Source organism: Flavicella sp. IMCC45668 (assembly GCF_057219105.1).
Genome location: NZ_CM170114.1, coordinates 930,706 through 953,561, shown reverse-complemented (window position 1 = coordinate 953,561; position 22,856 = coordinate 930,706). Strand labels below are relative to the sequence as shown.

The 22,856-nt window shown below is 33.1% G+C and carries 22 protein-coding genes; 11 read left to right on the top strand and 11 right to left on the bottom strand.

All coding sequences use genetic code 11. The features are described from left to right. Positions 1 to 2 precede the first annotated feature (2 nt). Together AC2DZ0_RS04475 and AC2DZ0_RS04470 are read left to right on the top strand one after the other, a co-directional pair. A complete protein-coding gene (locus AC2DZ0_RS04475; RefSeq protein ID WP_484643938.1) occupies positions 3 to 689 on the top strand; it encodes a hypothetical protein in 687 nt (228 codons plus the stop codon). A gap of 136 nt (positions 690 to 825) precedes the next feature. Next, a complete protein-coding gene (locus AC2DZ0_RS04470; RefSeq protein WP_484643936.1) occupies positions 826 to 1,488 on the top strand; it encodes a methyltransferase in 663 nt (220 codons plus the stop codon). Between the two features lie 3 nt (positions 1,489 to 1,491). Here AC2DZ0_RS04470 and AC2DZ0_RS04465 read toward each other — a convergent pair whose 3' ends face one another. Further along, entirely contained in the window at positions 1,492 to 2,811 is a 1,320-nt protein-coding gene (locus AC2DZ0_RS04465) for a hypothetical protein (RefSeq protein ID WP_484643934.1), read from the bottom strand. A gap of 452 nt (positions 2,812 to 3,263) precedes the next feature. On the opposite strand from AC2DZ0_RS04465, the gene AC2DZ0_RS04460 reads away from it, so the two are divergent. Next, complete coding sequence (locus tag AC2DZ0_RS04460; protein WP_484643933.1) at positions 3,264 to 5,726, top strand: right-handed parallel beta-helix repeat-containing protein; 2,463 nt, start codon at positions 3,264 to 3,266, stop codon at positions 5,724 to 5,726. Positions 5,727 to 5,813: 87 nt separating this feature from the next. On the opposite strand, the gene AC2DZ0_RS04455 is transcribed toward AC2DZ0_RS04460, so the two are convergent. Both AC2DZ0_RS04455 and mnmE read right to left on the bottom strand, forming a co-directional pair. Next, the gene (locus AC2DZ0_RS04455; protein WP_484643932.1) at positions 5,814 to 6,398 is read right to left on the bottom strand and encodes a pyridoxamine 5'-phosphate oxidase family protein; all 585 of its coding nucleotides are present in this window, start codon (positions 6,396 to 6,398) and stop codon (positions 5,814 to 5,816) included. A 10-nt stretch (positions 6,399 to 6,408) separates the two neighbouring features. After that, positions 6,409 to 7,800 (bottom strand): tRNA uridine-5-carboxymethylaminomethyl(34) synthesis GTPase MnmE, encoded by a 1,392-nt coding sequence (gene mnmE, locus AC2DZ0_RS04450; protein ID WP_484643930.1) that lies wholly within the window; start codon positions 7,798 to 7,800, stop codon positions 6,409 to 6,411. Positions 7,801 to 7,969: 169 nt separating this feature from the next. On the opposite strand from mnmE, the gene porQ reads away from it, so the two are divergent. Both porQ and cmk read left to right on the top strand, forming a co-directional pair. Beyond that, the gene (gene porQ / locus AC2DZ0_RS04445) at positions 7,970 to 8,983 is read left to right on the top strand and encodes a type IX secretion system protein PorQ (protein WP_484643929.1); all 1,014 of its coding nucleotides are present in this window, start codon (positions 7,970 to 7,972) and stop codon (positions 8,981 to 8,983) included. Positions 8,984 to 8,986: 3 nt separating this feature from the next. Continuing rightward, positions 8,987 to 9,685 carry a (d)CMP kinase gene (gene cmk, locus AC2DZ0_RS04440; RefSeq protein ID WP_484643927.1) on the top strand — a complete coding sequence of 233 codons (699 nt, stop codon included), beginning with the start codon at positions 8,987 to 8,989 and terminating at the stop codon, positions 9,683 to 9,685. Here the strand turns inward: cmk and AC2DZ0_RS04435 are convergent, their stop codons facing one another. Beyond that, positions 9,686 to 9,997 carry a YbaB/EbfC family nucleoid-associated protein gene (locus AC2DZ0_RS04435; RefSeq protein WP_484643925.1) on the bottom strand — a complete coding sequence of 104 codons (312 nt, stop codon included), beginning with the start codon at positions 9,995 to 9,997 and terminating at the stop codon, positions 9,686 to 9,688. It lies immediately after the preceding gene. A 132-nt stretch (positions 9,998 to 10,129) separates the two neighbouring features. Between AC2DZ0_RS04435 and AC2DZ0_RS04430 the strand changes: the two genes are divergently transcribed. Together AC2DZ0_RS04430 and AC2DZ0_RS04425 are read left to right on the top strand one after the other, a co-directional pair. After that, a complete protein-coding gene (locus AC2DZ0_RS04430; protein WP_484643923.1) occupies positions 10,130 to 12,226 on the top strand; it encodes a S9 family peptidase in 2,097 nt (698 codons plus the stop codon). Between the two features lies 1 nt (position 12,227). Next, positions 12,228 to 12,839 carry an alpha-ketoglutarate-dependent dioxygenase AlkB family protein gene (locus AC2DZ0_RS04425; RefSeq protein WP_484643921.1) on the top strand — a complete coding sequence of 204 codons (612 nt, stop codon included), beginning with the start codon at positions 12,228 to 12,230 and terminating at the stop codon, positions 12,837 to 12,839. Between the two features lie 600 nt (positions 12,840 to 13,439). On the opposite strand, the gene AC2DZ0_RS04420 is transcribed toward AC2DZ0_RS04425, so the two are convergent. Beyond that, entirely contained in the window at positions 13,440 to 13,730 is a 291-nt protein-coding gene (locus tag AC2DZ0_RS04420; RefSeq protein ID WP_484643920.1) for a GIY-YIG nuclease family protein, read from the bottom strand. A 1,162-nt stretch (positions 13,731 to 14,892) separates the two neighbouring features. Continuing rightward, positions 14,893 to 16,290: a class II fumarate hydratase gene (fumC, locus tag AC2DZ0_RS04415; protein WP_484491808.1), complete on the bottom strand. Its 1,398-nt coding sequence runs from the start codon at positions 16,288 to 16,290 to the stop codon at positions 14,893 to 14,895. 241 nt (positions 16,291 to 16,531) lie between these two features. On the opposite strand from fumC, the gene AC2DZ0_RS04410 reads away from it, so the two are divergent. Further along, the gene (locus AC2DZ0_RS04410; protein WP_484491807.1) at positions 16,532 to 16,693 is read left to right on the top strand and encodes a hypothetical protein; all 162 of its coding nucleotides are present in this window, start codon (positions 16,532 to 16,534) and stop codon (positions 16,691 to 16,693) included. 111 nt (positions 16,694 to 16,804) lie between these two features. Then, complete coding sequence (locus tag AC2DZ0_RS04405) at positions 16,805 to 17,281, top strand: hypothetical protein (protein ID WP_484491806.1); 477 nt, start codon at positions 16,805 to 16,807, stop codon at positions 17,279 to 17,281. On the opposite strand, the gene AC2DZ0_RS04400 is transcribed toward AC2DZ0_RS04405, so the two are convergent. After that, positions 17,278 to 17,949 (bottom strand): HAD family hydrolase, encoded by a 672-nt coding sequence (locus AC2DZ0_RS04400; protein WP_484643918.1) that lies wholly within the window; start codon positions 17,947 to 17,949, stop codon positions 17,278 to 17,280. The genes AC2DZ0_RS04405 and AC2DZ0_RS04400 overlap by 4 nt on opposite strands. Further along, on the bottom strand, positions 17,939 to 19,243 hold the full coding sequence (locus AC2DZ0_RS04395) for a D-arabinono-1,4-lactone oxidase (protein WP_484643917.1): 1,305 nt from the start codon (positions 19,241 to 19,243) through the stop codon (positions 17,939 to 17,941). Before AC2DZ0_RS04395 ends, AC2DZ0_RS04400 begins: the two co-directional genes overlap by 11 nt. A 145-nt stretch (positions 19,244 to 19,388) precedes the next feature. Here AC2DZ0_RS04395 and AC2DZ0_RS04390 point away from each other — a divergent pair, with 145 nt between their 5' ends. Beyond that, positions 19,389 to 20,003 carry a transmembrane-type terpene cyclase gene (locus AC2DZ0_RS04390; protein ID WP_484643915.1) on the top strand — a complete coding sequence of 205 codons (615 nt, stop codon included), beginning with the start codon at positions 19,389 to 19,391 and terminating at the stop codon, positions 20,001 to 20,003. A gap of 28 nt (positions 20,004 to 20,031) precedes the next feature. On the opposite strand, the gene arsC is transcribed toward AC2DZ0_RS04390, so the two are convergent. The 3 genes from arsC to prfB are packed head-to-tail and all read right to left on the bottom strand — an operon-like array spanning position 20,032 to position 22,150. Next, entirely contained in the window at positions 20,032 to 20,376 is a 345-nt protein-coding gene (arsC, locus tag AC2DZ0_RS04385; RefSeq protein WP_484643914.1) for an arsenate reductase (glutaredoxin), read from the bottom strand. A gap of 41 nt (positions 20,377 to 20,417) precedes the next feature. Then, entirely contained in the window at positions 20,418 to 21,038 is a 621-nt protein-coding gene (locus tag AC2DZ0_RS04380; protein ID WP_484643912.1) for an HAD family hydrolase, read from the bottom strand. Between the two features lie 5 nt (positions 21,039 to 21,043). Then, entirely contained in the window at positions 21,044 to 22,150 is a 1,107-nt protein-coding gene (gene prfB / locus AC2DZ0_RS04375; protein ID WP_484643910.1) for a peptide chain release factor 2, read from the bottom strand. 159 nt (positions 22,151 to 22,309) lie between these two features. On the opposite strand from prfB, the gene msrA reads away from it, so the two are divergent. Then, positions 22,310 to 22,843 carry a peptide-methionine (S)-S-oxide reductase MsrA gene (gene msrA, locus AC2DZ0_RS04370; RefSeq protein ID WP_484643909.1) on the top strand — a complete coding sequence of 178 codons (534 nt, stop codon included), beginning with the start codon at positions 22,310 to 22,312 and terminating at the stop codon, positions 22,841 to 22,843. Positions 22,844 to 22,856: the final 13 nt, after the last annotated feature.

The window sequence follows — 22,856 nt, the reverse complement described above, 5'->3', positions numbered from 1 at the left end:
TTATGAAGAATTATATATATAGTTTTTTTGCATTTGTAATTTTAGTGTCTTGCGGTAGTGATTCTACTGAACCAGAAGATGACAAGAATACAGCTCCTAGTGTTCCAAGTTTATTAAGTCCATCGAACAATGAAGTATGTACTGATTTGTCATTAGTTTTTAATTGGAGTCCATCGATTGATAGTGAAGGGGATGCAGTTTCTTATTTGTTTCAAGTGGCTACTGATGTTAATTTCACAAATGTATATCATCAAGAAACAGTTAAGGGTACAAGCAATGAGATTACGCTAACAAAAAATCAAGGTTTTTATTGGCGTGTTAAGTCCATGGACGAGGAAGAAGCTAGTGGTGAGTTTTCATCAATAAATAGTTTCTATACTGAAGCTGATGGGATTGAAAACCATGTTCCTTTTGCAGCCGAACTGGTAGCACCAGAGCAGCATAGTTCGTTAACAGCTGGAACCATTAGATTAGAATGGTCAGCAATGGATTTAGACAATGACGCATTGATTTTTGATGTTTATCTGGGGACTTCAAAAGACAATTTAGAAAAAATAGCTACAGATATAAGTGATTCTTTTTTGGAAGTTGTTACCATTTCCGCTGAAAATTATTTTTGGAAAGTAGATGTAAAAGATTCAAATGGCGCGAATTCTATTGGACAGGTTTGGAGTTTCGTAACCATGTAATTAGGTTTGAGTTTAGTAAAAAGTATCTATAGTAATATAGATACTTTTTTTATGAATTTTATTTGCTAGGCGCTCTAGGGGGATTTGTTTAGATAGTTTTACATTTGTAAGATAAAAATGCATCATTAATTAAAACATGTCTTCAAAAAGAAATAAAACTCCTTGGCCCACTGATAAGGCAATGGCACAAATTTATAGAAATAAATTGTGGGGTGATAACGGTGATGTATTTTATTCAGGAGAAGGTTCGCACGAAACCAGTATTATTAGTCCTTACCTTAAGGACGTTTCTGAATTTCTAGATTCATTTGAAGAAGCAATTTCAGTTTGTGATTTGGGATGTGGTGATTTTAATATAGGAAAACAGCTCGTTCATAAAACAAAGAGATATATAGCAGTAGATATTGTTCCGGAACTAATCGAGCATAATAAATTGAAGTTCCAATCAGAAAAATTAAAGTTTGTCACTTTAGATATTGTAAAGGACGATTTGCCCATGGCAGACTGTTTGATTATTAGACAAGTTTTGCAGCATTTATCGAATGCTGAGGTTATTCGTATTTTACAAAAAATTAAAAAGTATAAATATATCATATTAACAGAACATGTTCCTAACGGTAATTATATTCCTAATTTGGATATCATTTCTGGACAAGGTATTCGAATAAAAAAGAAGAGTGGCTTAGATATTCTAAAGCCACCCTTTAATTTTAAATGTGTTGAAAAAGTTGAATTAGCTTCCATAACCCTTGGAGAAGGTAAAGGGCGCATCCAAACTTATTTGTTTTACATGCTATAATATCTATTCTAGTTCTGTAATGGTGTAGATGCTAACCCCTCTTGTAGAGGCAATTAATAGATTGTTGTCACTGATAGCAACACTGTTTACAGATTCTCCTTCAGGTAATTCTACCTTAGAAAATGATGTTTTGAATTGATTTTGTGTAGTATTGTAATCAATTAAAAAGAAACCTGCACCACCAGCAGCAACATAAAAAGTTTTACTTTTATAAACGAAGGAGTTCACCACATGAGATGAATTGTTCGGGTTTAATAATTCAGATTTAAGTTGTTGCGTCAAAATAGCTGATTTTTCTAGATTTTCATCGGTTTGGATTTTAAAAACAGCAATACCTTCAGCTCCTAAACTTGCAATTAAATAATCTTTTTGGATGGCATAAATACTATGTTTAGCTTCTACATCTGTATTAGGATAGCTGCCTAACGTAACAGCATAGCTATAAGTCATGATATCAGTTTCTTTTAATATATCGTAATAAAAAGCTTTTAAAGAATTATCTATGTTGTTATAAGTCAGGGCAACAAATTTATAATTTTTACCTTCTTCTTCGATAGAGGTGTCAAGTATATACAAACCCTGTGTTTCTCCAGAAGTATGTTCAATAATAGTGTTATCCTTTTCATTATAAGCAAAAATGATTCCTGAATTACCACCACCAGAACCTGTTATGATACCATTAACGGTTTTTATATTTCTAAGTTTATTTCCAAAAATTGAATGATATAAAGTATTTTCTGTTAAACTGAGTTCTTCAGTCTCTTCATTAACTTTAATTTGATATCTACCCAAAAAAGAAGGATGATTTCCTCCATAGTGAACTTCAGCATCAAAACCACCACCGACTAATAAGTGGTTTCTATTGATGAAGTCTACGGCGTCAACATCCCTGTCGGGTAGTAGTAAAGTTCCAGCAAGATTCGGAAATTCACCTTCCGGCGCTTCTATAATATCCACCGCACCAGAATAAGGAGCCCCAATTAAACTGTAAGATGCTGCGATTCTTTTATTTTTTACATCCACATGATTGGCATTTAACAAAACGTTTTCACCGGCATGTGTTACATACAATGGATCAACTATGGCATTTAACGTCAATTCAACACTGTTAGCCGAAGCCTCACTTTTTGAGGCTTGATTGCCCACAGGAAGTAGACCTACTTCTTGATTGTAATGAGAAATACGACTGTTGTCCTTGGTTACTTGAATATTGCAATTCTCACAAATTAAATCTTCATTATTTGTGTTGATTGCATCATTTTCTTTGTCACATGATATTACAAACAGTAACAGAGTCCCTAGAATAAGTTTAATCTTTTTCATGATTTTTTAGGTTGATTATGTTAGCAATACTATAAGTTAGTCAATTTTGAGGAGAAAAATTAAGATTTTTTGGTTAAAATATCTTTAACTGTTTTTCTTTTAGCATGTTAAAGTGCACTGTTTGAGTTTCGTGTGTGGTAGAGGTTTTGAACTTGGACTAGCTTAATGAACTAGATTCTATTGTATCATTTCTTTATGTGTTGTTAATTTATGAAGAGTAGTTTTATATATGTTGTGTGTTAATCTTTTGTGATTGCTATGTTGATTATACTAAATAAAGAGTGTTAGGACTAGATAAATACTTATACATGATTTTTGAGTTGTCTCAATTTTCTGAAATTCATGTGGTTAGTTTTATACTTAATATATATAGAAGCCGATTTCTACCATTTGTTTTGTTGAGATATTCACTTAAGTATTAGTTTTAAAGCAACTAACCAAAACCAATATAAATGAAACTTAAACCAAAAAAGGCCTTAGAATTAAGGTTTATTGTATTGTTCTGCTTTTGTTTTAATTACATAAGTTTTGCAAATGAAATTCATGTAGCAAAAACAGGAATAAATGCTAAATCAGGGAGAGGTTCTGAGAACTTACCCTATAAAACAATTAATTATGTTTTTCAACATAGTTTAATCCATTCAGGTGATGTATTGATAGTACATGCTGGGACATATAGAGAAACGGTAACAGCCAATGTTCCTGGGATTACGATTAAGGCTTTTAATAACGATTATGTTGTAATATCTGGTGCTAATTGGTATGCTGGTTCCAGTTGGGATGAAGATAGTTCTCGTCCGGGGGTTTTTAAGATGACCCTTAATAGTAATGAGGTTGAAACAGATTATACCCAATTGTTTGTAAATGGCATTCATCAACAAATTGCGCGTCATCCAAACAATATATCTGATTATCAAACCTATGTATCTGGAACTAATAGGGAAATGTTAAATCCCCTGAATCAGAAAAGTGGATTTGCAGTTTTGTTAAACGGTAGTAAACCAACAGGACAGCATGCAAAATCAAAAGTTACTTTTTCATGGCATGATGGAACACAAAAGATTCCAAATGTTAGTTTTTCTGATGAGGCCATACTAAGAGGGTTTATTGGGAAATTAAGAAATAATATATTTTCCAGTTCCCAAGATGGCGGAGAAATTAGCCGTTCTGGAGATAGACTTGTTGAGTTTAAGGCATATAATACACAAGGAAATGCTTGGGGTGATCAAGCAGCCTATTCAGCGCCAGAAGGATTTGGATATGTAATGGATTTGTCTTTGTTAGATTATCCAGGAGAGTGGTTTTATAAAAGTAAGGCTAATACTATTTACTATATGCCAGAAGGAGGTAGTATGGAAGGCAAAAATTTTGAAATTAAAAAAAGAAAGTTTGCCATAAAGGTAACTTCAGATGATATTCTGTTAGAAAACATCAATATCAAAGCCGCAACGATGCAAGTGGAAAATGCAAAAAGATTTACAGCTAAAAATTGTTCTTTCACGTATTTATTACCTCATCATTATAGAAGAACCTATGGTGTTTTAAAAGAAGGTATCATGCTTGATAATGCAGATAATACAACCTTTGATACTTGTTATATTGCTCATACATGGGGGAGTGGTATTATTATAGAATCAGGTTCTGATAATACTGTAATTACTAATTGCAGGATTGAGGATATTGGATGGATGGGACAATTTACAATTGCCGTTTATAACAACGGGAATAATACGCAAATGACAAAAAATACTTTTGGTAGATGCGCTCGATTTCATATAAGAACAACGGAATCTGTTTATGCGAAAATTGTTGATAATGATTTTTACCAAGCTATGGCAATGGGAGAGGATGCAGGTTCTATAATGTTTACAAGTACTGGTAAATCAGAACAATTGAATATGCAAGGAACATTGATAGCCTATAACAAGATTCATGATATTTCAGGTATTCCGGCGTATGATACAGATCCTATTTATAAAAGACAAAAGGTGGTGGCTTTGTATTTAGAGGATGTGGATAATTACACGGTGCATCATAATTTAATATATAACATTAAAGGAGATACTTATGTTAGTAAAAGGCTACAAAGTAACGGACTACCGATAGAAACTCAGAGTAAAGGAGACGTGATGTACTTAGGGCCTAGAAATAGAAACCTAACTCGAAAAATGTATTATTACAACAATAGTTGTTGGAACTATGATAATTTTCTAACCTTTTGGCAGCATGATGGTGGAGGTGTAAATGACTTACAATTCAAAAATAATATTATGATGCAAGGCAAAGGATACTTGTTGAGTGCTGGTGCTAATAGTATTTCGGAAACAGATTTATATACATTTACCCAAGAAGCTGCTAAAGCTCCTTTGAACTATACTATTGTTACTGCAAAAAATAAAACAGTGGCTACAGGAGCGGATCATTTTGTAGATGTAGATTTAGGTGATTTAAGATTGAAATCGGGATCGGAATATAACTCAGGAGGAATTGTTGTGGCAGGTGTAACGGTAGAGGCAGATCCTGCTATCGGTGCTTGGGAAGGAAAAAATAATTGGTGGAAGGAAAGGGTTTTTAATGCGGGGTCATCTTTGGAAACGACTTTCTTAAAATCTGAAGACAGCAAAAATGATAATGATGCTTTAAGTATTGAGAAGGAAGATTTTCTTAGTAATATTTTAATTTATCCTAACCCGTTTAAAGAAAAAATCTGTATTAGCCTAAACCGCATTGACCTAACAAATGAGGTTTTTATAAGAATGGTGAATATAAATGGTGTTTTGGTTTTTGAAAAAAAATCGATTTTAACGGAAAGAATTGATACAACGATAAGCACAACTAAGCTAAGACCGGGGGTCTATTTTATTGAGATCAGTGATGGAAATAATCGCCTTCTAAAAAAAATAGTCAAATTATAAGAAAATGAAAAGCCAGCGACAAAAGTCACTGGCTTTTTTTATTTAAATGAATATTTTTTGAGTTTTCAACGAGATGTTTTTTATCACCTAAACCTCAAAAAAGTCTACTGCCTTTTCCTTGTTGCTATCAGTACCCCAATGAATCTTTTTTACTTTTTTTTCTAATTTAGGAACATGTTTAGAACAGTGTATATATGCCTCATCAATATTTACAATAACCCATTGTTCTATGGGGACCAGAATATTTTTTGAAAACTCTAATATTCGTTCTTGGTATATTTTTGGAATTTCATAATCTTTATAACTATTGGCTGCACCATTCACATGCAAGCCAACGGTAGAATCAAAAAAATCAACAAACACAATTCCGATATGAGGGTTTTCCGAGATATTTCCTAAACTTGCGAAAACACCGTTTCCTCTGTATTCAGGATAGGCCAATGTTTTGTCATCTAAAACTTTAATGAATCCTTGTTGACCGAACCTAGGAGAGCAATCACAATTGCCATTCGCATCAGAGGTAGCGATAAAAAACATTTCTTGACGATCAATCAAAGCTTTCATTTTATTACTAAGCTGATCTTTCATTTGAGAATCGTAAAATTTTGTCGCTCGTCTACTTGTCCCTTGTTGTCTTTGCAACTCTCTTTCTCCCTCAGTTCCCGTATGCATTTGTGTGGTTCTATTTTCCAATACAGAAATTCGCAAAAATATTCCCTAATAATTCATCATTGGTAACTTCACCAGTAATCAAACCAAAATAGTACAAGGCTTCTCGAATATCTATAGCTAACAAATCGCTAGAAATTCCTAATTGTGTACCTTCATCAACTTTGTTTATTTCATTTAAGGCTTTTAATAATGCATCATAATGACGTGAATTGGTTACAATAGTATCATTATTATTCAAAGCCCCCATATTCACCAATTTTGTCAATTCATTGGTCAAGGTTTCAATACCTGATTTTTCCTTTGCTGAGATACTTATTATTTCAGGTATTTCACTTTCAATATTTGAACGTTCTTTGTCAGTTATCTTATCTGCCTTATTTGCGATAATGATCAACTGCTTTTGTGGATATTTATTTTTAATGACTTCTAATTCAAGTTTCAAAATATCACTCTTGATCTTATATTTCTCTGAGTCAAATAAATAAATCACTACTTGAGCTTGGGTTATTTTCTCAAAGGTTTTTTGAATTCCAATATTTTCAACAACATCTGATGTTTCTCTAATCCCAGCAGTATCAATAAAACGATAGGTAACACCGTCGATTATTATTTCATCTTCTATCGCATCTCTAGTAGTTCCAGCGATATCAGAAACAATGGCTCTCTCTTCGTTAAGTAAAGCGTTTAATAGGGTAGATTTACCAACATTTGGTTCACCAACAATAGCAACTGGAATTCCGTTTTTTATAACATTACCGACTGCAAAAGAATCAATCAAACGTTTTAACACCAACTGAATTCTTTCAATTAAAGTTTTAAACTCAGATCTATCCGCAAATTCAACATCTTCTTCTGCAAAATCTAATTCTAATTCTATCAAAGAAGCAAAGTTTAAAAGCTGTTCTCTTAACAACTGTATTTCGTTAGAAAAACCACCTCGCATTTGCTGCATGGCTACTTGATGAGAAGCTTCAGAATCAGAAGAAATTAAATCAGCTACAGCTTCTGCCTGACTTAAATCTAATTTACCATTTAAAAAAGCTCGTAAGGTAAATTCACCTGCATCAGCCATTCTACAACCTTTTTTTAAGAATAATTGTATTATTTCTTGTTGTATATAAGTAGAACCATGACAAGAAATCTCAATTGTATCTTCACCGGTATACGAATGCGGGTTTTTAAATACAGAAACTAATACTTGATCTATAGTCCGAGTTCCATCCATAATATGACCCAAGTGCAACGTATGTGACTTTTGGTCTGTTAATGATTTATTGTTTTTTATAGATTGAAAATTAGCTGAGACTAATTGGATAGCTTCGGGTCCTGATAAACGAATAACAGCAATGGCACCAACCCCTGAGGCCGTTGCTAAAGCAATAATGGTATCTTTATGATTCATGTTGCAAAAATAGTTCTTTTTTGAATAAATTAGAGAGATTAAACGAGTCTAAATCCTAGAATTTTATATGTATGAATTGAGATTAACTTCAATTATTTTTCTGTGTGGTTTAAAATATTGTAGTATTTTTACGTTCTTGTTTAGTATCTCTATTGATGTTAAATTTTTAATGAAGAAACTACTGTTAACCGTAACTTTTTTATCTTGTCTTTGCTCATACGCTCAAGTAGGTGGGGAAAAGGTATATAGTTTTTTAAACCTTCCTTCATCTGCACGTCAGTTGGGTGTTGGTGGTGCAGCGAATACTATTGAGGGAGATGTTAACATGCCTTTATGGAATCCCGCCATGTTGGATGCTTCTATGAATAATCAATTTGCGGTAAATTACACATCTTATCTTGCTGGTATCTCTTTAGGTTCTGTGAGTTATGCTGCCAATGTAAACGAAAAGTTAGGGATGTTTTACGGCGGAGTTCAATACTTAGATTATGGTTCCTTTACAAGGGCCGATGAAGATGGAACCATTACCGGTGAGTTTAAAGCTTATGATTTGGCAATTACTGCTGGATATGCCTATACTTCAAAAGAAAGTAATTTTACTGTGGGGGCAAATATCAAGTTGATCAATTCTTTGATAGATACTTTTTCTTCCTTTGGAATTGCTGCTGATTTTGCAGCACTTTATCGACATTCAAATGAAAGAACATTATTTAGTTTAGTTGTTAGAAATGTTGGGACACAATTAAAATCGTACGATGGAACTTTAGAAGAGTTACCCTTGCAAATAAATTTTGGAATCTCTTCTAAGCTAGAGCATTTACCTTTATTATGGTATGTAAATATTGAAAATCTACAACAATGGAATGTAGCAGTTCCAAACCCTTCAAATGGTGAAATTGACATAGAAGGTGTTTCGAATCCCGAGGAAATTTCTGCGCTAGACAATGCTGTTAGGCATTTGGTAGTAGGGGCTGAGCTATTTCCTGATAAAAAAATTACCATTAGAGGTGGGTATAATTTTAGGCGTGCTAAAGAATTGGCCATAAACGGCACCAATACTTATGGTGGTTTTTCATATGGATTAGGTTTGAACTTGAAAAGAATTCAATTCAATTATGCAGTAACTAAATTCCATCCAAGTGCCAATTCAAATACCTTTAGTTTGGTGGTTAATTTATTTTAGAATATGAATAATACAAACAGAATTATCATTGCAATAGACGGGTTTTCGTCTACAGGAAAATCTACAGTTGCAAAGGAACTTGCCTCTAAATTAGGCTATATATATGTTGATACTGGTGCCATGTATAGAATGGTTGCTTTATTTGCGGTTGAAAATGGTTGTATAGATGCTAATATAGTTGATGCTGAAAAATTGATTGAATTCTTACCACAAATAGAATTGAATTTTGTTTTTAATCTAAAGGTTGGTTTTGCGGAGGCTCATTTAAACGGTGTTAATGTTGAGACAAGAATTAGAACTTTAGAAATTTCTAATTATGTTAGTCGCGTGGCAGCTATTTCTGAAGTACGTAGCAAATTAGTTGAAATACAACAAAATTTGGGGGTAAATAAGGGATTGGTAATGGACGGTAGAGATATTGGTACCGTCGTGTTTCCTGAGGCTGAATTGAAATTATTTATGAATGCTTCTGCAGCTACCAGAGCGCAAAGAAGATATGACGAATTGCTAGCAAAAGGAGAAACGGTTACTTATGAAGCAATTTTAGAAAATGTGACTTCTAGAGACGCTCAAGATACATCGCGTAAAGATTCTCCCTTGATAAAGGCTAAAGATGCTATTGAAATTGACAATTCTGAGCTTTCCAGAGAAGAACAGTTTCATATGATTTACAATTTAGCTAAAGCAGCAATTGAAGCCTAATTAAAAATCGAGGCCATAAGGGAAACTTTGTTGTTTAATCTTCGTTATTTCTGATTCTCTTACATCAGAAGCTTTGCTTAAAGCATTGTTGAGTGCTGTTATTAGATGTTCTTCTAAAACAGTTTTGTTATCCATAACACTGGAATCGATTGCAATATTTACAACTTGTTTGTTACCGGTAATTGTAGCCACTACTAAACCATTTCCAGATTCACCATCAATAAATACGGTTCGTAAATGTTCTTTTTTAGCGACTATTTCTACTTGGGTGAGTTTTAATTCATTTAATAAATTTGCTGCATCTTTTTCCATATCTGAGGTATTTATAATTCAATTATTGTAACTTGTATTGATACAAGCTAACGATCTATATAAATGTATAAAATAAATTTAGGTTTCGGGTTTTTAAGTCTTATTTTTGTGCTCTCTTGTAATAAAAATAATATGTCAAAAATACCTGCGAAAGCACCTGTAGCTAAGAAGATTCCAACAACATTTGAAATACATGATGATCAACGTGTTGACAATTATCATTGGATGCGTTTGTCTGATGCTCAAAAGAATTCAAAAGAACCAGACGCGCAAACAAAAGATGTTTTAGACTATTTAAATGCGGAGAATGATTTTTTAGAAGCTGCGTTAAAGCATACTGAAGATTTTCAGAAGGATTTATTTGAGGAAATGAAAGGCAGAATTAAAGAAGATGATGCTTCAGTTCCCTATAAAAAGAATGGATATTTTTATATTACAAGATTTGAAAAAGGGAAACAATATCCAATTTATACGAGAAAAAAAGAACGTCTAGATGCAAAGGAAGAGTTGTTGTTTGATGTGAATCAAATGGCAGAAGGTTATGATTATTATACGCTAGGAGGATTGTCCATTAGTCCGGATAATACAAAAGCGGCTTTTGCTGTTGACACCGTAAGTAGACGTCAGTATATTATTTATGTAAAGGACCTGATTACTGGAGAAATTTTAGAAGATAAAATAGAAAATACTACAGGAGGCGCCGTATGGGCAAATGACAGTGCTACCTTTTTTTATACAGAAAAAGATCCAGAGACATTAAGAAGCACGAAAATTAAAAGACATTTAGTTGGGACCAAAACAGATGATGATGCATTAGTTTTTGAAGAAAAAGATGAAACTTTTGGTACATATGTAACCAAATCTAAATCGCAAAAATATTTATTGATAGGATCTTATAGTACGTTGTCCACGGAATATCAGTTATTAGAAGCTGATAATCCAACAGGGAAATTCAGATTGTTTCAAGCTAGAGAGCGTGATTTAGAATATAGCATTGCACATTATGAGGATCATTTTTATGTGTTGACCAATAAAGATAAGGCGACCAATTTTAAATTAATGAAAACTCCGGTTTCTCATACAGAAAAGGAAAATTGGGTGGATTTAATTCCACATAGAAAAGATGTACTGCTTGAAGATATTTCAATATTTAAAAATCACTTGGTTTTAGAAGAAAGATCAAATGGTTTGAATTTGATTAGAATTAAAAAATGGGATGGATCTGAAGATTATTATTTGCCTTTTGGTGAAGAAACCTATTCTGCTTATGTATACGCGAATCCTGAATTTGATACAGAGGTTATCCGCTATGGTTATAATTCAATGACTACACCTAGTTCTGTTATTGATTTTAATATGATAGATCAATCCAAAGAAATAAAAAAAGAACAAGAGGTGTTAGGAGGTACTTTTGACAAAGAGAATTATACATCCAAGCGTGTTTGGGTAACTGCCAGAGATGGTAAAAAAGTAGCCATTTCTTTGGTTCATAGAAAAGATACTGAGTTGAATGAAAACACGCCGTTTTTGCAATATGCTTATGGCTCTTATGGCCATACAATAGATGCAAGTTTTAGTACCACACGCTTAAGTTTGTTGGATAGAGGATTTGTATATGGAATTGCGCATATCAGAGGAAGCGAGTACTTGGGGAGAGATTGGTATGAAGATGGAAAGTTATTGCGTAAAATGAATACGTTTACAGACTTTATAGATTGCAGTAAATTCTTGATTGAAAACAAGTATACTTCTGCTAAGCATTTATATGCTATGGGTGGCTCTGCTGGTGGTTTGTTGATGGGAGCTGTAATCAATATGAATCCTGAATTGTACAATGGGGTTCTTGCTGCTGTGCCTTTTGTAGATGTGATTTCTACCATGTTAGATGAATCGATACCTTTAACAACTGGTGAGTTTGACGAGTGGGGGAATCCAAAAAAGAAGGAATATTATGATTATATAAAAGAATATTCTCCGTATGATAATGTAGTTGCCCAAGTGTATCCAAATTTATTAATTACAACTGGTTTGCATGATTCTCAAGTGCAGTATTGGGAACCGGCAAAATGGATTGCTAAATTACGTGACTATTCAACAGGTACAAATAAATTGTTGATGCATACGGATATGGAAACAGGACATGGAGGTGCGTCAGGTAGGTTTGATGCTTTGAAAGAAACAGCTAGAGATTATACTTTTATATTGGATTTGGAAGGAAAACTAGAATAAGATGGATTTATTTAATTCAGATATTCATACAAATCAATTACCATATGATGGGGACGTAATATATTACGGCCCCATTTTTTCTTTGCAAAAGGCACAGGAATATTTTGATGTTTTATATAAGAACATTGCTTGGAAGAGGGATACTTCAATTATGTTTGGAAAATTGATCACAACGGATAGAAAAGTGGCGCTCTATGCAGAAGAAAAATTAAGTTATACATATGGGAGGATTAAAAAGACGACACTGCCTTGGACTTCAGAATTGTTGGTGTTGAAAAATTTGATAGAGGAGAAAACAGGGGAGACTTACAATTCTTGCTTGTTGAATTTATACCATAACGGTAATGAAGGAATTGGATGGCATACGGATGCTGAAAAGGAATTAAAAGAGAGTGGAGCCATTGCTTCCTTGAGTTTTGGTGCAGAACGTAATTTTGTATTCAAACATAAGGATTCAAAGCAGAAAGTAAGCATTCTTCTTCAGAAATCGGGACTCTTAGTAATGAAAGGAGAAACTCAAAAACATTGGTTGCACAGTTTGCCAAAAACAACAAAAATTTCAACCCCACGTATCAATTTGACATTTAGAACTATTCATAATCTAGGAGAGTAAAACTTTTAATTTTACTGATTTAATTCTAGCTGAGTGAGAATGGGTAACAATTGTCACTTCGAGTGATTTAGAAGAATGAGATATCGTATCGAGAAGTGCATATCACTGTTCTCGATACAAAATTATTCTCCACTACGTTTCTAATTATTTCACTCGAACTGAAAAGTTGAAATAGTTGTCACTTCGAGTGATTTAGAAGAATGAGAAATCTTATCGAGAAGTGCATATTGCTGTTCTCGATACAAAATTATTCTCCACTGCGTTTCAAATTATTTCACTCGAACTGACAGGGTGAAATCATTGTCACTTCGAGTGATTTAGAAGAATGAGAAATCGTATCGAGAAGTGCATATCACTGTTCTCGATACAAAATTATTCTCCATTACGTTTCTAATTATTTCACTCGAACTGACAGGCTGAAATAATTGTCACTTCGACTAATTTAGAAGAATGAGAAATCGTATCGAGAAGAGTATTTCGTTGTTCTCGATACAAAATTATTTTCAACTACGTTTCTAATTATTTCACTCGAACTGACAAGTTGAAATAGTTGTCACTTCGAGTGATTTTGTAATACGAAAAAAAGCATTGAGAAGTGGATTATGAGAATTTCTTTTTCGACAAGTTTTGTAAATCAATATATTTTCCAGAAATCAGAGCTTGTTTCTTTAATCGTGACCACTTTTTTATTTTCTTTTCGTAGCCAATCGCAAGGTTTACATCGCTGAAATCACAATAGTAAACCAAGTTTATTGGTCTTCTATTAAATGTGTAGCATGTTTTGTTGCTTCCAGATTCGTGTTCGATTATTCTACGATTAATATTATTAGTGATACCTGTATAATAGGTTTTATCTGAGCATTCCAATATGTAAACAAAATACTTTTTCATTGTATAATAAATATACATAGAAAAAGGGTTCAATTCTCGATACAAAATTCTTTTCCACTGCGTTTCAAATTATTTCACTCGAACTGACAAGTTGAAAAAGTTGTCACTTCGATTGATTTTGAAGAATGAGAAATTGTATCGAGAAGTGTAGGTCGTTGTTTTTGGTACAAAATTATTTCCACTGCGTTTCAAATTATTTAACTCAAACTGACAGGGTGAAATAGTTATCACTTCGATTGATTTTGAAGAATGAGAAATTGTATCGAGAAGTGTAGGTCGTTGTTTTTGGTACAAAATTATTTCCACTGCGTTTCAAATTATTTAACTCAAACTGACAGGGTGAAATAGTTATCACTTCGTGTGATTTAGAAGAATGAGAAATTGTATCGAGAAGTGCATATCGTTGTTCTCGATACAAAATTATTCTCCACTGCGTTTCAAATTATTTCACTCGAACTGACAGGGTGAAATAATTGTCACTTCGATTGATTTTGAAGAATGAGAAATTGTATCGAGAAGTGTAGGTCGTTGTTTTTGGTACAAAATTATTTCCACTGCGTTTCAAATTATTTCACTCGAACTGACAAGTTGAAATAATTGTCACTTCGATTGATTTTGAAGAATGAGAAATTGTATCGAGAAGTGCATATCGTTGTTCTTGGTACAAAATTATTTCCACTGCGTTTCAAATTATTTCACTCGAACTGACAAGTTGAAATAATTGTCACTTCGATTGATTTTGAAGAATGAGAAATTGTATCGAGAAGTGCATATCGTTGTTCTTGGTGCAAAATTATTTCCACTGCGTTTCAAATTATTTCACTCGAACTGACAAGTTGAAATCATTGTCACTTCGAGTGATTTTGAAGAATGAGAAATTGTATCGAGAAGTGTAGGTCGTTGTTCTTGGTACAAAATTATTCTCCACTGCGTTTCAAATTATTTAACTCAAACTGACAGGGTGAAATCATTGTCACTTCGAGTGATTTTGAAGAATGAGAAATCTTATCGAGAAGTGTATATCGTTGTTCTGGATATAAAATTATTCTCCATTACGTTTTGAATTATTTAACCAGAAGGGAGAGAACGTATTTTAAAATTATTTAAACAAAAAAAGGTGCTAAAATAATGTAGCACCTTTTCTTTTCGTTTTATTCAAGGATTATTTCATCGCTCCAATCATGTCTTCCGGTTTTACCCATTCGTCATATTCAGCCTCTGTAACATAACCTAACCTTACAGCTTCTACTTTCAACGTTGTTCCGTTTGCATGTGCAGTATTTGCAATTTCAGCAGCTTTATAATATCCAATTTTAGTATTTAAAGCAGTAACCAACATCAAAGAATTGTTCAATAATTTTTCAATTACTGGGTAGTTTGGTTCAATACCTACAGCGCAATTTACATCAAATGACACACAAGCATCACCAATCAAACGTGCAGATTCAATTAAGTTTTTAGCCATTACTGGTTTAAAAACATTCAATTCATAGTGTCCTTGTAGACCACCAACACCAATAGCAACATCGTTACCCATAACTTGCGCAGCGACCATTGTGATTGCCTCACATTGAGTTGGGTTAACTTTTCCAGGCATAATTGAAGAACCTGGTTCATTAGCTGGAATAATCAATTCTCCAATACCTGAACGTGGTCCTGATGCCATCAATCGGATATCATTTGCAATTTTATTCAATGAAACAGCAATTTGTTTCAACGCACCATGTGTTTCTACAATGGCATCATGTGCTGCCAAAGCTTCAAATTTATTCTCAGCAGTTATAAATGGTAAACCTGTGAATTCCGCAATTTTTTCAGCAACTAGAACATCATAACCAGCAGGGGTATTCAATCCTGTACCCACAGCAGTACCTCCTAAGGCCAATTCAGCTAAATGAGCTAAAGTATTGTCTAAGGCTTTTAAACCATGATCTAATTGAGAAACATAACCAGAAAATTCTTGTCCGATTGTCAAAGGAGTCGCATCCATTAAGTGTGTACGACCAATTTTTACAACATCTTTAAAGGCTTCCGATTTGGCTTGAAGTGTATCTCTTAATTGTTTCACTCCTGGAATTGTTGTTTCTACAACAACTTTGTAAGCAGCAATATGCATTCCAGTAGGGAAAGTATCGTTTGATGATTGTGATTTATTTACATCATCATTTGGTTGAATAACTTTTTCACCTTCACCAATCACTCTACCTGCAAGCTCTTGTGCTCTATTAGCTATCACTTCATTTGAGTTCATGTTTGATTGCGTACCAGATCCCGTTTGCCAAACTACTAAAGGGAATTGATCATCGTGTTTACCAGCTAATATTTCATCACAGGCTGTTGAAATCAAATCTCTTTTGTCTTCTGCTAAAACTCCTAATTCACAGTTAGCATGTGCGGCAGCTTTTTTCAAATAAGCAAATCCGTAAACAACCTCTAAGGGCATACTTCCTGCAGGACCAATTTTAAAGTTATTTCTTGAACGTTCTGTTTGAGCACCCCAATATTTATCGGCAGGGACTTTTACCTCTCCCATGGTGTCTTTTTCAATTCTATATTTCATAATGATACTATTTTATTTCTAGTCAATTAGGCTTTGGTAAGGCCTTTTATTTGTCCTCAAAAATGTTTTTTTGAAGCTTCACAAATATAAGGAATCAGAAGGTTTTTACCTTGTGATTTAGGGAGTTTTTAAAGATGTTTTACTCTTTTATTAACCCTTAAAAATATCCTAAAAAAAAATGGTAATACTTTGAAAAAAATACTATTTTTGCTGCATATTTATAATTACAGATAAAATTATTATGGACGTTTCTCAATATTTAGGATTTTTATTATTTCTTTTTGTATTCACAGCTGGATTTTGGTTGTTGATATTTTTGTTGACATTTGTAGTTCCTTACTGGATTGGTGGAACTTTGTTAGAAAATTTAACAATGAAAAAAGAGGAAAAATCTAAAAAGTAGATTGTTCTTAAATTATATAGAAGGGATTGCATTTTTTGCAGTCCCTTTTTTTATGTAAAAGATTTGTACTTTAGTGCGTATTTTAATAAAAATCGTTTTATAAAACCTTCTATGAAAGCAGCTTCTTTAAAAGAGTTAAAAGTTGAATTATCGCATGCTAGCCATGAGCAACTTTTACAGTTGTGCTTGCATTTAGCAAAATTTAAAAAAGAGAACAAAGAATTGTTGACTTATCTTTTGCTAGAGTCAGAAAGTGAAGAAGGATATATAGAAACAGTAAAAGAGGAAGTAGATCTTTTGTTTGAAACAATCAATACGAAGAGTTATTTTTATATGAAAAAAACGATTCGTAAAATTTTAAGAACTATCAAAACCAACATCCGTTATTCTAAGAAAAAAACAACGGATATTGAACTGATTTTATACTTCTGTACAAAGTTAAAAGTGGTAAAACCCTCAATTCAACATAGTACGGTGCTCAAAAATTTATATGATAGAGAGTTAGCTTCAGTAGAGAAAAAGATCAAACAAGTGCATGAAGACTTACAGTTTGAATATTTAGAAGAGCTAAATCAATTAAAATTTTAAGCTTGGTGTTTTAAAAAGTGATATGCTTCTAATAAAGTAGGAAAACAAAATACACTACCTGCTTGAGTCATTTTTTCTTTAGAATTCATAGTTAAAATTCCAATAGGTAACATACCTGCTTCTTTTGCCGATTGTGTGCCTGTAATACTATCTTCAAAAACCCAGGTGGTTTTGTAATTTTCTTTTGGAATACGCAAAGCCGAGGCTAAAGTAATATACGCTTCAGGATCAGGTTTCGGTTTTTTATAATCTTCAAGTCCAAAGCAGGTGATAAAACCAAGGTTTAGTTGAGAAACACTGTTTTTAACGAAGGCTCTTGTTGCATTGCTAGCGATACCATGTGGTATACTTTTCTTTGCTAAAAACTCTTGAATTTCTTTTACTCCGGGAAGTAAATCTGGCGGAGTAGTACTTCTGTGCAAACAGTCTCCTTTTTTTAGAAAAAGCTCGGATGCTTTTTCTGGAAACCCAGCTTCATCACAAAAGTGCTGTGCAATAATATGTGGTGATTTTCCAGAGAGTTTGTCATGTGGAAAATGAGTGATTTCTTTAGAGAATAAATTTTTATGTGCAGTATTCCAAGCTCTAAAATGACTTTGAAAACTATCAACAATAACGCCATCAAAATCGAACAATACACCTGTAGGGAACTCTAAATTATTTTTCATTAAAAATCGTTTTTAAATAGCTATTTAAGAATTTGTTTGTTGGGTCAAGTTCTTGACGTAATTTTTTAAAATCATTCCATTTTGGATACAAAGTATCAAGCTCTTTGTCCTTTGCTTTAAATCTTTTTCCCCAATGTGGTCTGCCACCATGTTTGATGAAAATATTTTCTACTGTTTTAAAAGCTTCATAGCTATCAGCTGTTTTTGCATTTCTCGAAACACATCCTACTGTAACTGTATCTTGACCGTAGGCATAGCTTAACCAAGAATTGTCTTTTTTAACAAATCTAACATCCATTGGTATATGGATAAAGGCTTTATTACCCCAATTATTAATCACATGTTTGAGTTCATTGAAAACTTTAGGGAAATTATCAATACCTATAGTCCACTCGGCTAATTCTAGTGTAGACCCTCTAGATTTTGTTACCGTAGCCTCATATAAACTTCCTTTGTGTTCTTTTTTACTGTTAAAAAAAGCATAAGCTAAAATTTTATTAGCTATGGAAGTAAGCCAGGGTAAAATGTGCGTATATTTATAAAGAATTTTTGATACGTCTCTTCTGTATTTTAAGTAGGAAGGCCCGTTATTAATAGTGACAGATTGATTTTCTGGAATTTTATCGCCAGTTATAACATATCCTTTGCCAGTATGAGGCATCCATAGTACTCTTAAAAAATCAAATTGATCGATTTTTTGTTTCAAATTATCCATCCAAACAGCATCCTTTTCAGGTCCTTCTTTTATGTGTAAGGTGAATTTTTCTTCACATCTAAAAGTGACTGTTGAAAAAACACCAAGTGCACCAATAGATACCCTTAAAGCATCCATCAACTCATCATTTTTATTCACTTCTTTTATACTACCATCAGCTAAAACCAAACGAATATTTTCTACGTAACTGGCAAGCAATTGTCCGCTTGTTCCATGTGTACCTGTTGCCAATGCACCTCCAACAGTTACAGTATTGATATCTGGTAGACAGGGGATACACCAGTCTTTTGCTTCAATAGCTTCAATTAAGTCAACAAGTTTGATTCCAGATTGTACTGTAATTAGTCGTTCTGTATCGTTGTAAGAAATTATTTTATTGTATCCTCTAATATCAATTAAAGCGTCTACACCTGCTGAAATATCTGCGGAAGACTGCTTGTTTCCAAAAGATCTTACTTTTTTTGATTTTCTTATAATTTCTTGTAGTTCTTCTTCGGTGACTACTTCATATAGTCTGTTGTAGTCGTGCTGAATATTTTCGTTCCAGCTAACCCACACGCCGTTTTTTAATTTATTCATTTTATGGAGAGATTGTAATAGGATGCAAAGATAAAAAACGTTTAATTAAAAATATATAACATTAAACAGAATTAATATTATTTATCATGATTGTTTTGATTTTGTTTAAGTGCAGATTTTTATATTTACAGCAAAAATAATTGCAATGGAAGAAATATTAAAACTCATAAGTGGTGTTTGTTGGTCTACAGTATATGTAGTAATGATTTACCAAGGCTTTAAAATTAAATCTTATGGAATGCCTTTTGTGGCTCTGGGTTTAAATATTGCGTGGGAGTTCTTATACAGCTTTCATAACTTTAACTGGGAGTCGGTTAGTTTGCAAAGAGGAATTAATATTTTCTGGTTTTTATTGGACTTAGTGATAGTATATCAGTATTTTATATATGGAAGGAAACATTTTTCTAAAAAAATTAAACCTTTATTTTTTATTCCGTGGTCGCTTTTAATTTTAGTGAGTTGTTTTATTATTCAATTTGCGTTTTTAAAAGAGTTTCCAGGTGGGCAAGGGGCTAAGTATGCTGCATTTTTGCAAAATCTAATCATGTCGATATTGTTTATTGATATGTTGCTGAAACGAGATGACCCGAAAGAGTTTTCTATGATTGTGGCTGTAGCTAAGTTTTTTGGAACCTTGGCGCCAACAATTTTATTTGGGCTGGAAAATTCATTTATTTTAACCATAGGAATATTATGTGCCGTTTTTGACATACTTTATATTTACCTAGTATTTGGTAGGAGAACAAAAAAAAAAGCTTAACATATTGTATTAAGCTATTCTTGTAATTTTATTGAATCAAATCTGTGATAAGTTCCGTTGGTCTGCCAACTACGGCTTTGCCGTCTTTTACTACTATAGGTCTTTCAATAAGTTTAGGGTTTTCTATCATTGCCTGTATAATGTCGTCGTCAGATAACTCTTTTCCTTTATAGTTTTCTTTCCATATTTTTTCGGTTTTTCTAACTAATTGAATAGGAGAAAAGCCTAATAAGTTTAAAATTTCTTTTAGTTCCTTTTTATCAATGGGAGTGTCTAAATATTTGATGATATTAAAATCAACTTTAGCCTCTTCTAAAGCAGCTACACCTTGACGGCTTTTGGTACATCTTGGGTTGTGGTATATTTTTATCATGTTTTTAGTTTTTTAGAGTAAAATGTGTTGAAAGCTATTTATTAGTAATTAACTCCAATCGATTTTAGATCTTGCGCTAATTGTTCGGGTGATTTAAAATGAATTCCGTGTAATCCTAGTTTGATAGCTGTATCTATATTGGCTTTGCTATCATCAATAAATACGGCAGTTTTCGGATTGATTTTGTACTTTTGGAAAAGATGATGATAAATATTATCAAAAGGTTTTCTCATTTTTACTTCACCAGAAACAACCATTCCTTGAAAACTATTTAAAAAAGGAAATAGTTTCACTGCCGTTGGCCAAGTTTCGGTACTAAAGTTTGTGAGCGCATAATACTTATAATTATCAGATCTTTTGATTGCCTCAAATATTTCTAAGGTTCCTGCTATTGGACCTTTACACATGGTTTCCCATTGTCCATAATAGGCCTTTATTTCTTTTTCATATTCAGGAAACTCAGCGATTTTTATTTGATTTGCAGTATCAATAGTTCGTCCAGCATCTTGCTTAATATTCCATTCGGGGGTACAAACATGTTTTAAAAACCAGTCCATTTTTTTAGGATTGTTTTTAAAGATGTTTTTATATAAATATTCAGGATTGTGATCAATCAGAACTCCACCTAAATCAAAAATAATGGTATCTATATTTGCCGTCATATAACTTATAGTTCGTTGCTTTCTTCTTGTCCAGAATTCAACATCAGATATGCCTTTAAGAATTCATCAATTTCACCATTCATCACGGCATCTACATTTCCTGTTTCATGTGCAGTTCTCACATCTTTTACCATTTTGTATGGGTGCATAACATAATTTCTAATTTGGCTACCCCATTCAATTTTCATCTTTCCAGCCTCTATATCATTACGTGCTTCTTGTTGTTTTCGTAGTTCAATTTCGTATAATTGAGATTTAAGCATTTGCATAGCTCTATCTCTATTTTCATGTTGAGAACGCGTTTCAGAACAAGAGATTTGAATTCCTGATGGTTTATGTGTAAGCTGTACTTTGGTTTCTACCTTATTTACATTTTGACCACCTGCTCCACTAGACCTAGCGGTAGTGATGTTGATATCGGCAGGGTTGATTACAATTTCTATAGAATCATCTACCAATGGATATACATAAACAGAGGCAAAGCTAGTATGTCTTTTGGCATTGCTATCAAAAGGGGAGATTCGTACCAATCGATGCACTCCGTTTTCTCCTTTAAGATACCCAAATGCAAAATCACCCTCTATTTCTAATGTAACTGTTTTTATTCCAGCTGCTTCTCCTTCTTGGTAGTTCAATTCTTTAAGCTTAAAACCTTGTTTTTGAGCCCACATCATATACATACGCATCAGCATCTGTGCCCAATCACAGCTTTCAGTTCCACCTGCCCCCGCTGTAATTTGTAAAACAGCACTTAGTTGATCTCCTTTTTCAGAAAGCATATTTCTGAATTCTACATCTTCTAAAAGCGTTTTCAGCTTTTCCGTTAATTCTTCAACCTCTTCTTCTGTAGCTTCTCCCTCCTTAAAAAACTCTAACAGTACAGAAAGGTCATCTTCAAGAGTTCTAAGTTGATTATAATCTTCTACCCATTTTTTTAAGGTTCTTAGGTTTTTTAAAACAACTTCTGCTTCTTTAGGGTTGTTCCAAAATTCAGGATTAGCACTTTTTTCTTCTTCATTTTTGATAAGAATAATTTTCCTATCAATTTCTAAATAGCCTTTTAAATTTTGTATTCTTGTAGTGTATTTTTGGAATTGCTCAGTTGTAATCATAGAAACAAAAATAACAATTATCTTTAGCAGACAGGTGAACGAAACTTGTTTTTTGTAATAAAATTAAGAATTAAAAATATCTTGAAAACTACAGTTGTAATAAAATTAAATTTTAACCGACTGAGGGGTCAATTTAAAGTAGGAATAAAATAGGTTATTATGAATTTGGAAATAGCAACATTAGGAAATGGATGTTTTTGGTGTACAGAGGCAGTATTTAAAAGATTGAAAGGAGTCCATAGTGTATTGCCTGGATTTAGTGGAGGTGCGATAAAAAATCCTGCTTATAGAGAGGTTGTTACGGGTAGGACAGGGCATGCGGAAGTTCTACAAATAACATATGACCCAACTCAAATTTCATTTGAAAAATTAGTGTCAGTTTTTTTTGCAACTCATGATCCGACAACATTAAATAGACAAGGAAATGATGTAGGTACTCAATATAGGTCTGCCATTTTTTACCATGACGACATTCAAAAAGCTACAGCTGAAAAAATCATGGATACTTTGCAGCGTCAAAGTGTATTTGAAAGTCCTATTGTAACAGAGTTGACTAGGTTTGATGCCTTTTATGTGGCTGAAAGTTATCACCATGATTATTTTGAAGGTCACCAAAAAGAACCTTATTGCAAACTTGTGATCAATCCCAAATTGAATAAATTTTTAAAGCAATTCTCGGCAGATTTGAAATAAAAAAAATCCTCTT

What these genes read in the sequence shown, in the direction of transcription:
- AC2DZ0_RS04475 (WP_484643938.1), top strand. Translation starts at nt 3, where the DNA reads ATGAAGAATTATATATATAGTTTTTTTGCATTTGTAATTTTAGTGTCT.
- AC2DZ0_RS04470 (WP_484643936.1), top strand. Translation starts at nt 826, where the DNA reads ATGTCTTCAAAAAGAAATAAAACTCCTTGGCCCACTGATAAGGCAATG.
- AC2DZ0_RS04465 (WP_484643934.1), bottom strand. Translation starts at nt 2,811, where the DNA reads ATGAAAAAGATTAAACTTATTCTAGGGACTCTGTTACTGTTTGTAATA.
- AC2DZ0_RS04460 (WP_484643933.1), top strand. Translation starts at nt 3,264, where the DNA reads ATGAAACTTAAACCAAAAAAGGCCTTAGAATTAAGGTTTATTGTATTG.
- AC2DZ0_RS04455 (WP_484643932.1), bottom strand. Translation starts at nt 6,398, where the DNA reads ATGCATACGGGAACTGAGGGAGAAAGAGAGTTGCAAAGACAACAAGGG.
- mnmE (WP_484643930.1), bottom strand. Translation starts at nt 7,800, where the DNA reads ATGAATCATAAAGATACCATTATTGCTTTAGCAACGGCCTCAGGGGTT.
- porQ (WP_484643929.1), top strand. Translation starts at nt 7,970, where the DNA reads ATGAAGAAACTACTGTTAACCGTAACTTTTTTATCTTGTCTTTGCTCA.
- cmk (WP_484643927.1), top strand. Translation starts at nt 8,987, where the DNA reads ATGAATAATACAAACAGAATTATCATTGCAATAGACGGGTTTTCGTCT.
- AC2DZ0_RS04435 (WP_484643925.1), bottom strand. Translation starts at nt 9,997, where the DNA reads ATGGAAAAAGATGCAGCAAATTTATTAAATGAATTAAAACTCACCCAA.
- AC2DZ0_RS04430 (WP_484643923.1), top strand. Translation starts at nt 10,130, where the DNA reads ATGTCAAAAATACCTGCGAAAGCACCTGTAGCTAAGAAGATTCCAACA.
- AC2DZ0_RS04425 (WP_484643921.1), top strand. Translation starts at nt 12,228, where the DNA reads ATGGATTTATTTAATTCAGATATTCATACAAATCAATTACCATATGAT.
- AC2DZ0_RS04420 (WP_484643920.1), bottom strand. Translation starts at nt 13,730, where the DNA reads ATGAAAAAGTATTTTGTTTACATATTGGAATGCTCAGATAAAACCTAT.
- fumC (WP_484491808.1), bottom strand. Translation starts at nt 16,290, where the DNA reads ATGAAATATAGAATTGAAAAAGACACCATGGGAGAGGTAAAAGTCCCT.
- AC2DZ0_RS04410 (WP_484491807.1), top strand. Translation starts at nt 16,532, where the DNA reads ATGGACGTTTCTCAATATTTAGGATTTTTATTATTTCTTTTTGTATTC.
- AC2DZ0_RS04405 (WP_484491806.1), top strand. Translation starts at nt 16,805, where the DNA reads ATGAAAGCAGCTTCTTTAAAAGAGTTAAAAGTTGAATTATCGCATGCT.
- AC2DZ0_RS04400 (WP_484643918.1), bottom strand. Translation starts at nt 17,949, where the DNA reads ATGAAAAATAATTTAGAGTTCCCTACAGGTGTATTGTTCGATTTTGAT.
- AC2DZ0_RS04395 (WP_484643917.1), bottom strand. Translation starts at nt 19,243, where the DNA reads ATGAATAAATTAAAAAACGGCGTGTGGGTTAGCTGGAACGAAAATATT.
- AC2DZ0_RS04390 (WP_484643915.1), top strand. Translation starts at nt 19,389, where the DNA reads ATGGAAGAAATATTAAAACTCATAAGTGGTGTTTGTTGGTCTACAGTA.
- arsC (WP_484643914.1), bottom strand. Translation starts at nt 20,376, where the DNA reads ATGATAAAAATATACCACAACCCAAGATGTACCAAAAGCCGTCAAGGT.
- AC2DZ0_RS04380 (WP_484643912.1), bottom strand. Translation starts at nt 21,038, where the DNA reads ATGACGGCAAATATAGATACCATTATTTTTGATTTAGGTGGAGTTCTG.
- prfB (WP_484643910.1), bottom strand. Translation starts at nt 22,150, where the DNA reads ATGATTACAACTGAGCAATTCCAAAAATACACTACAAGAATACAAAAT.
- msrA (WP_484643909.1), top strand. Translation starts at nt 22,310, where the DNA reads ATGAATTTGGAAATAGCAACATTAGGAAATGGATGTTTTTGGTGTACA.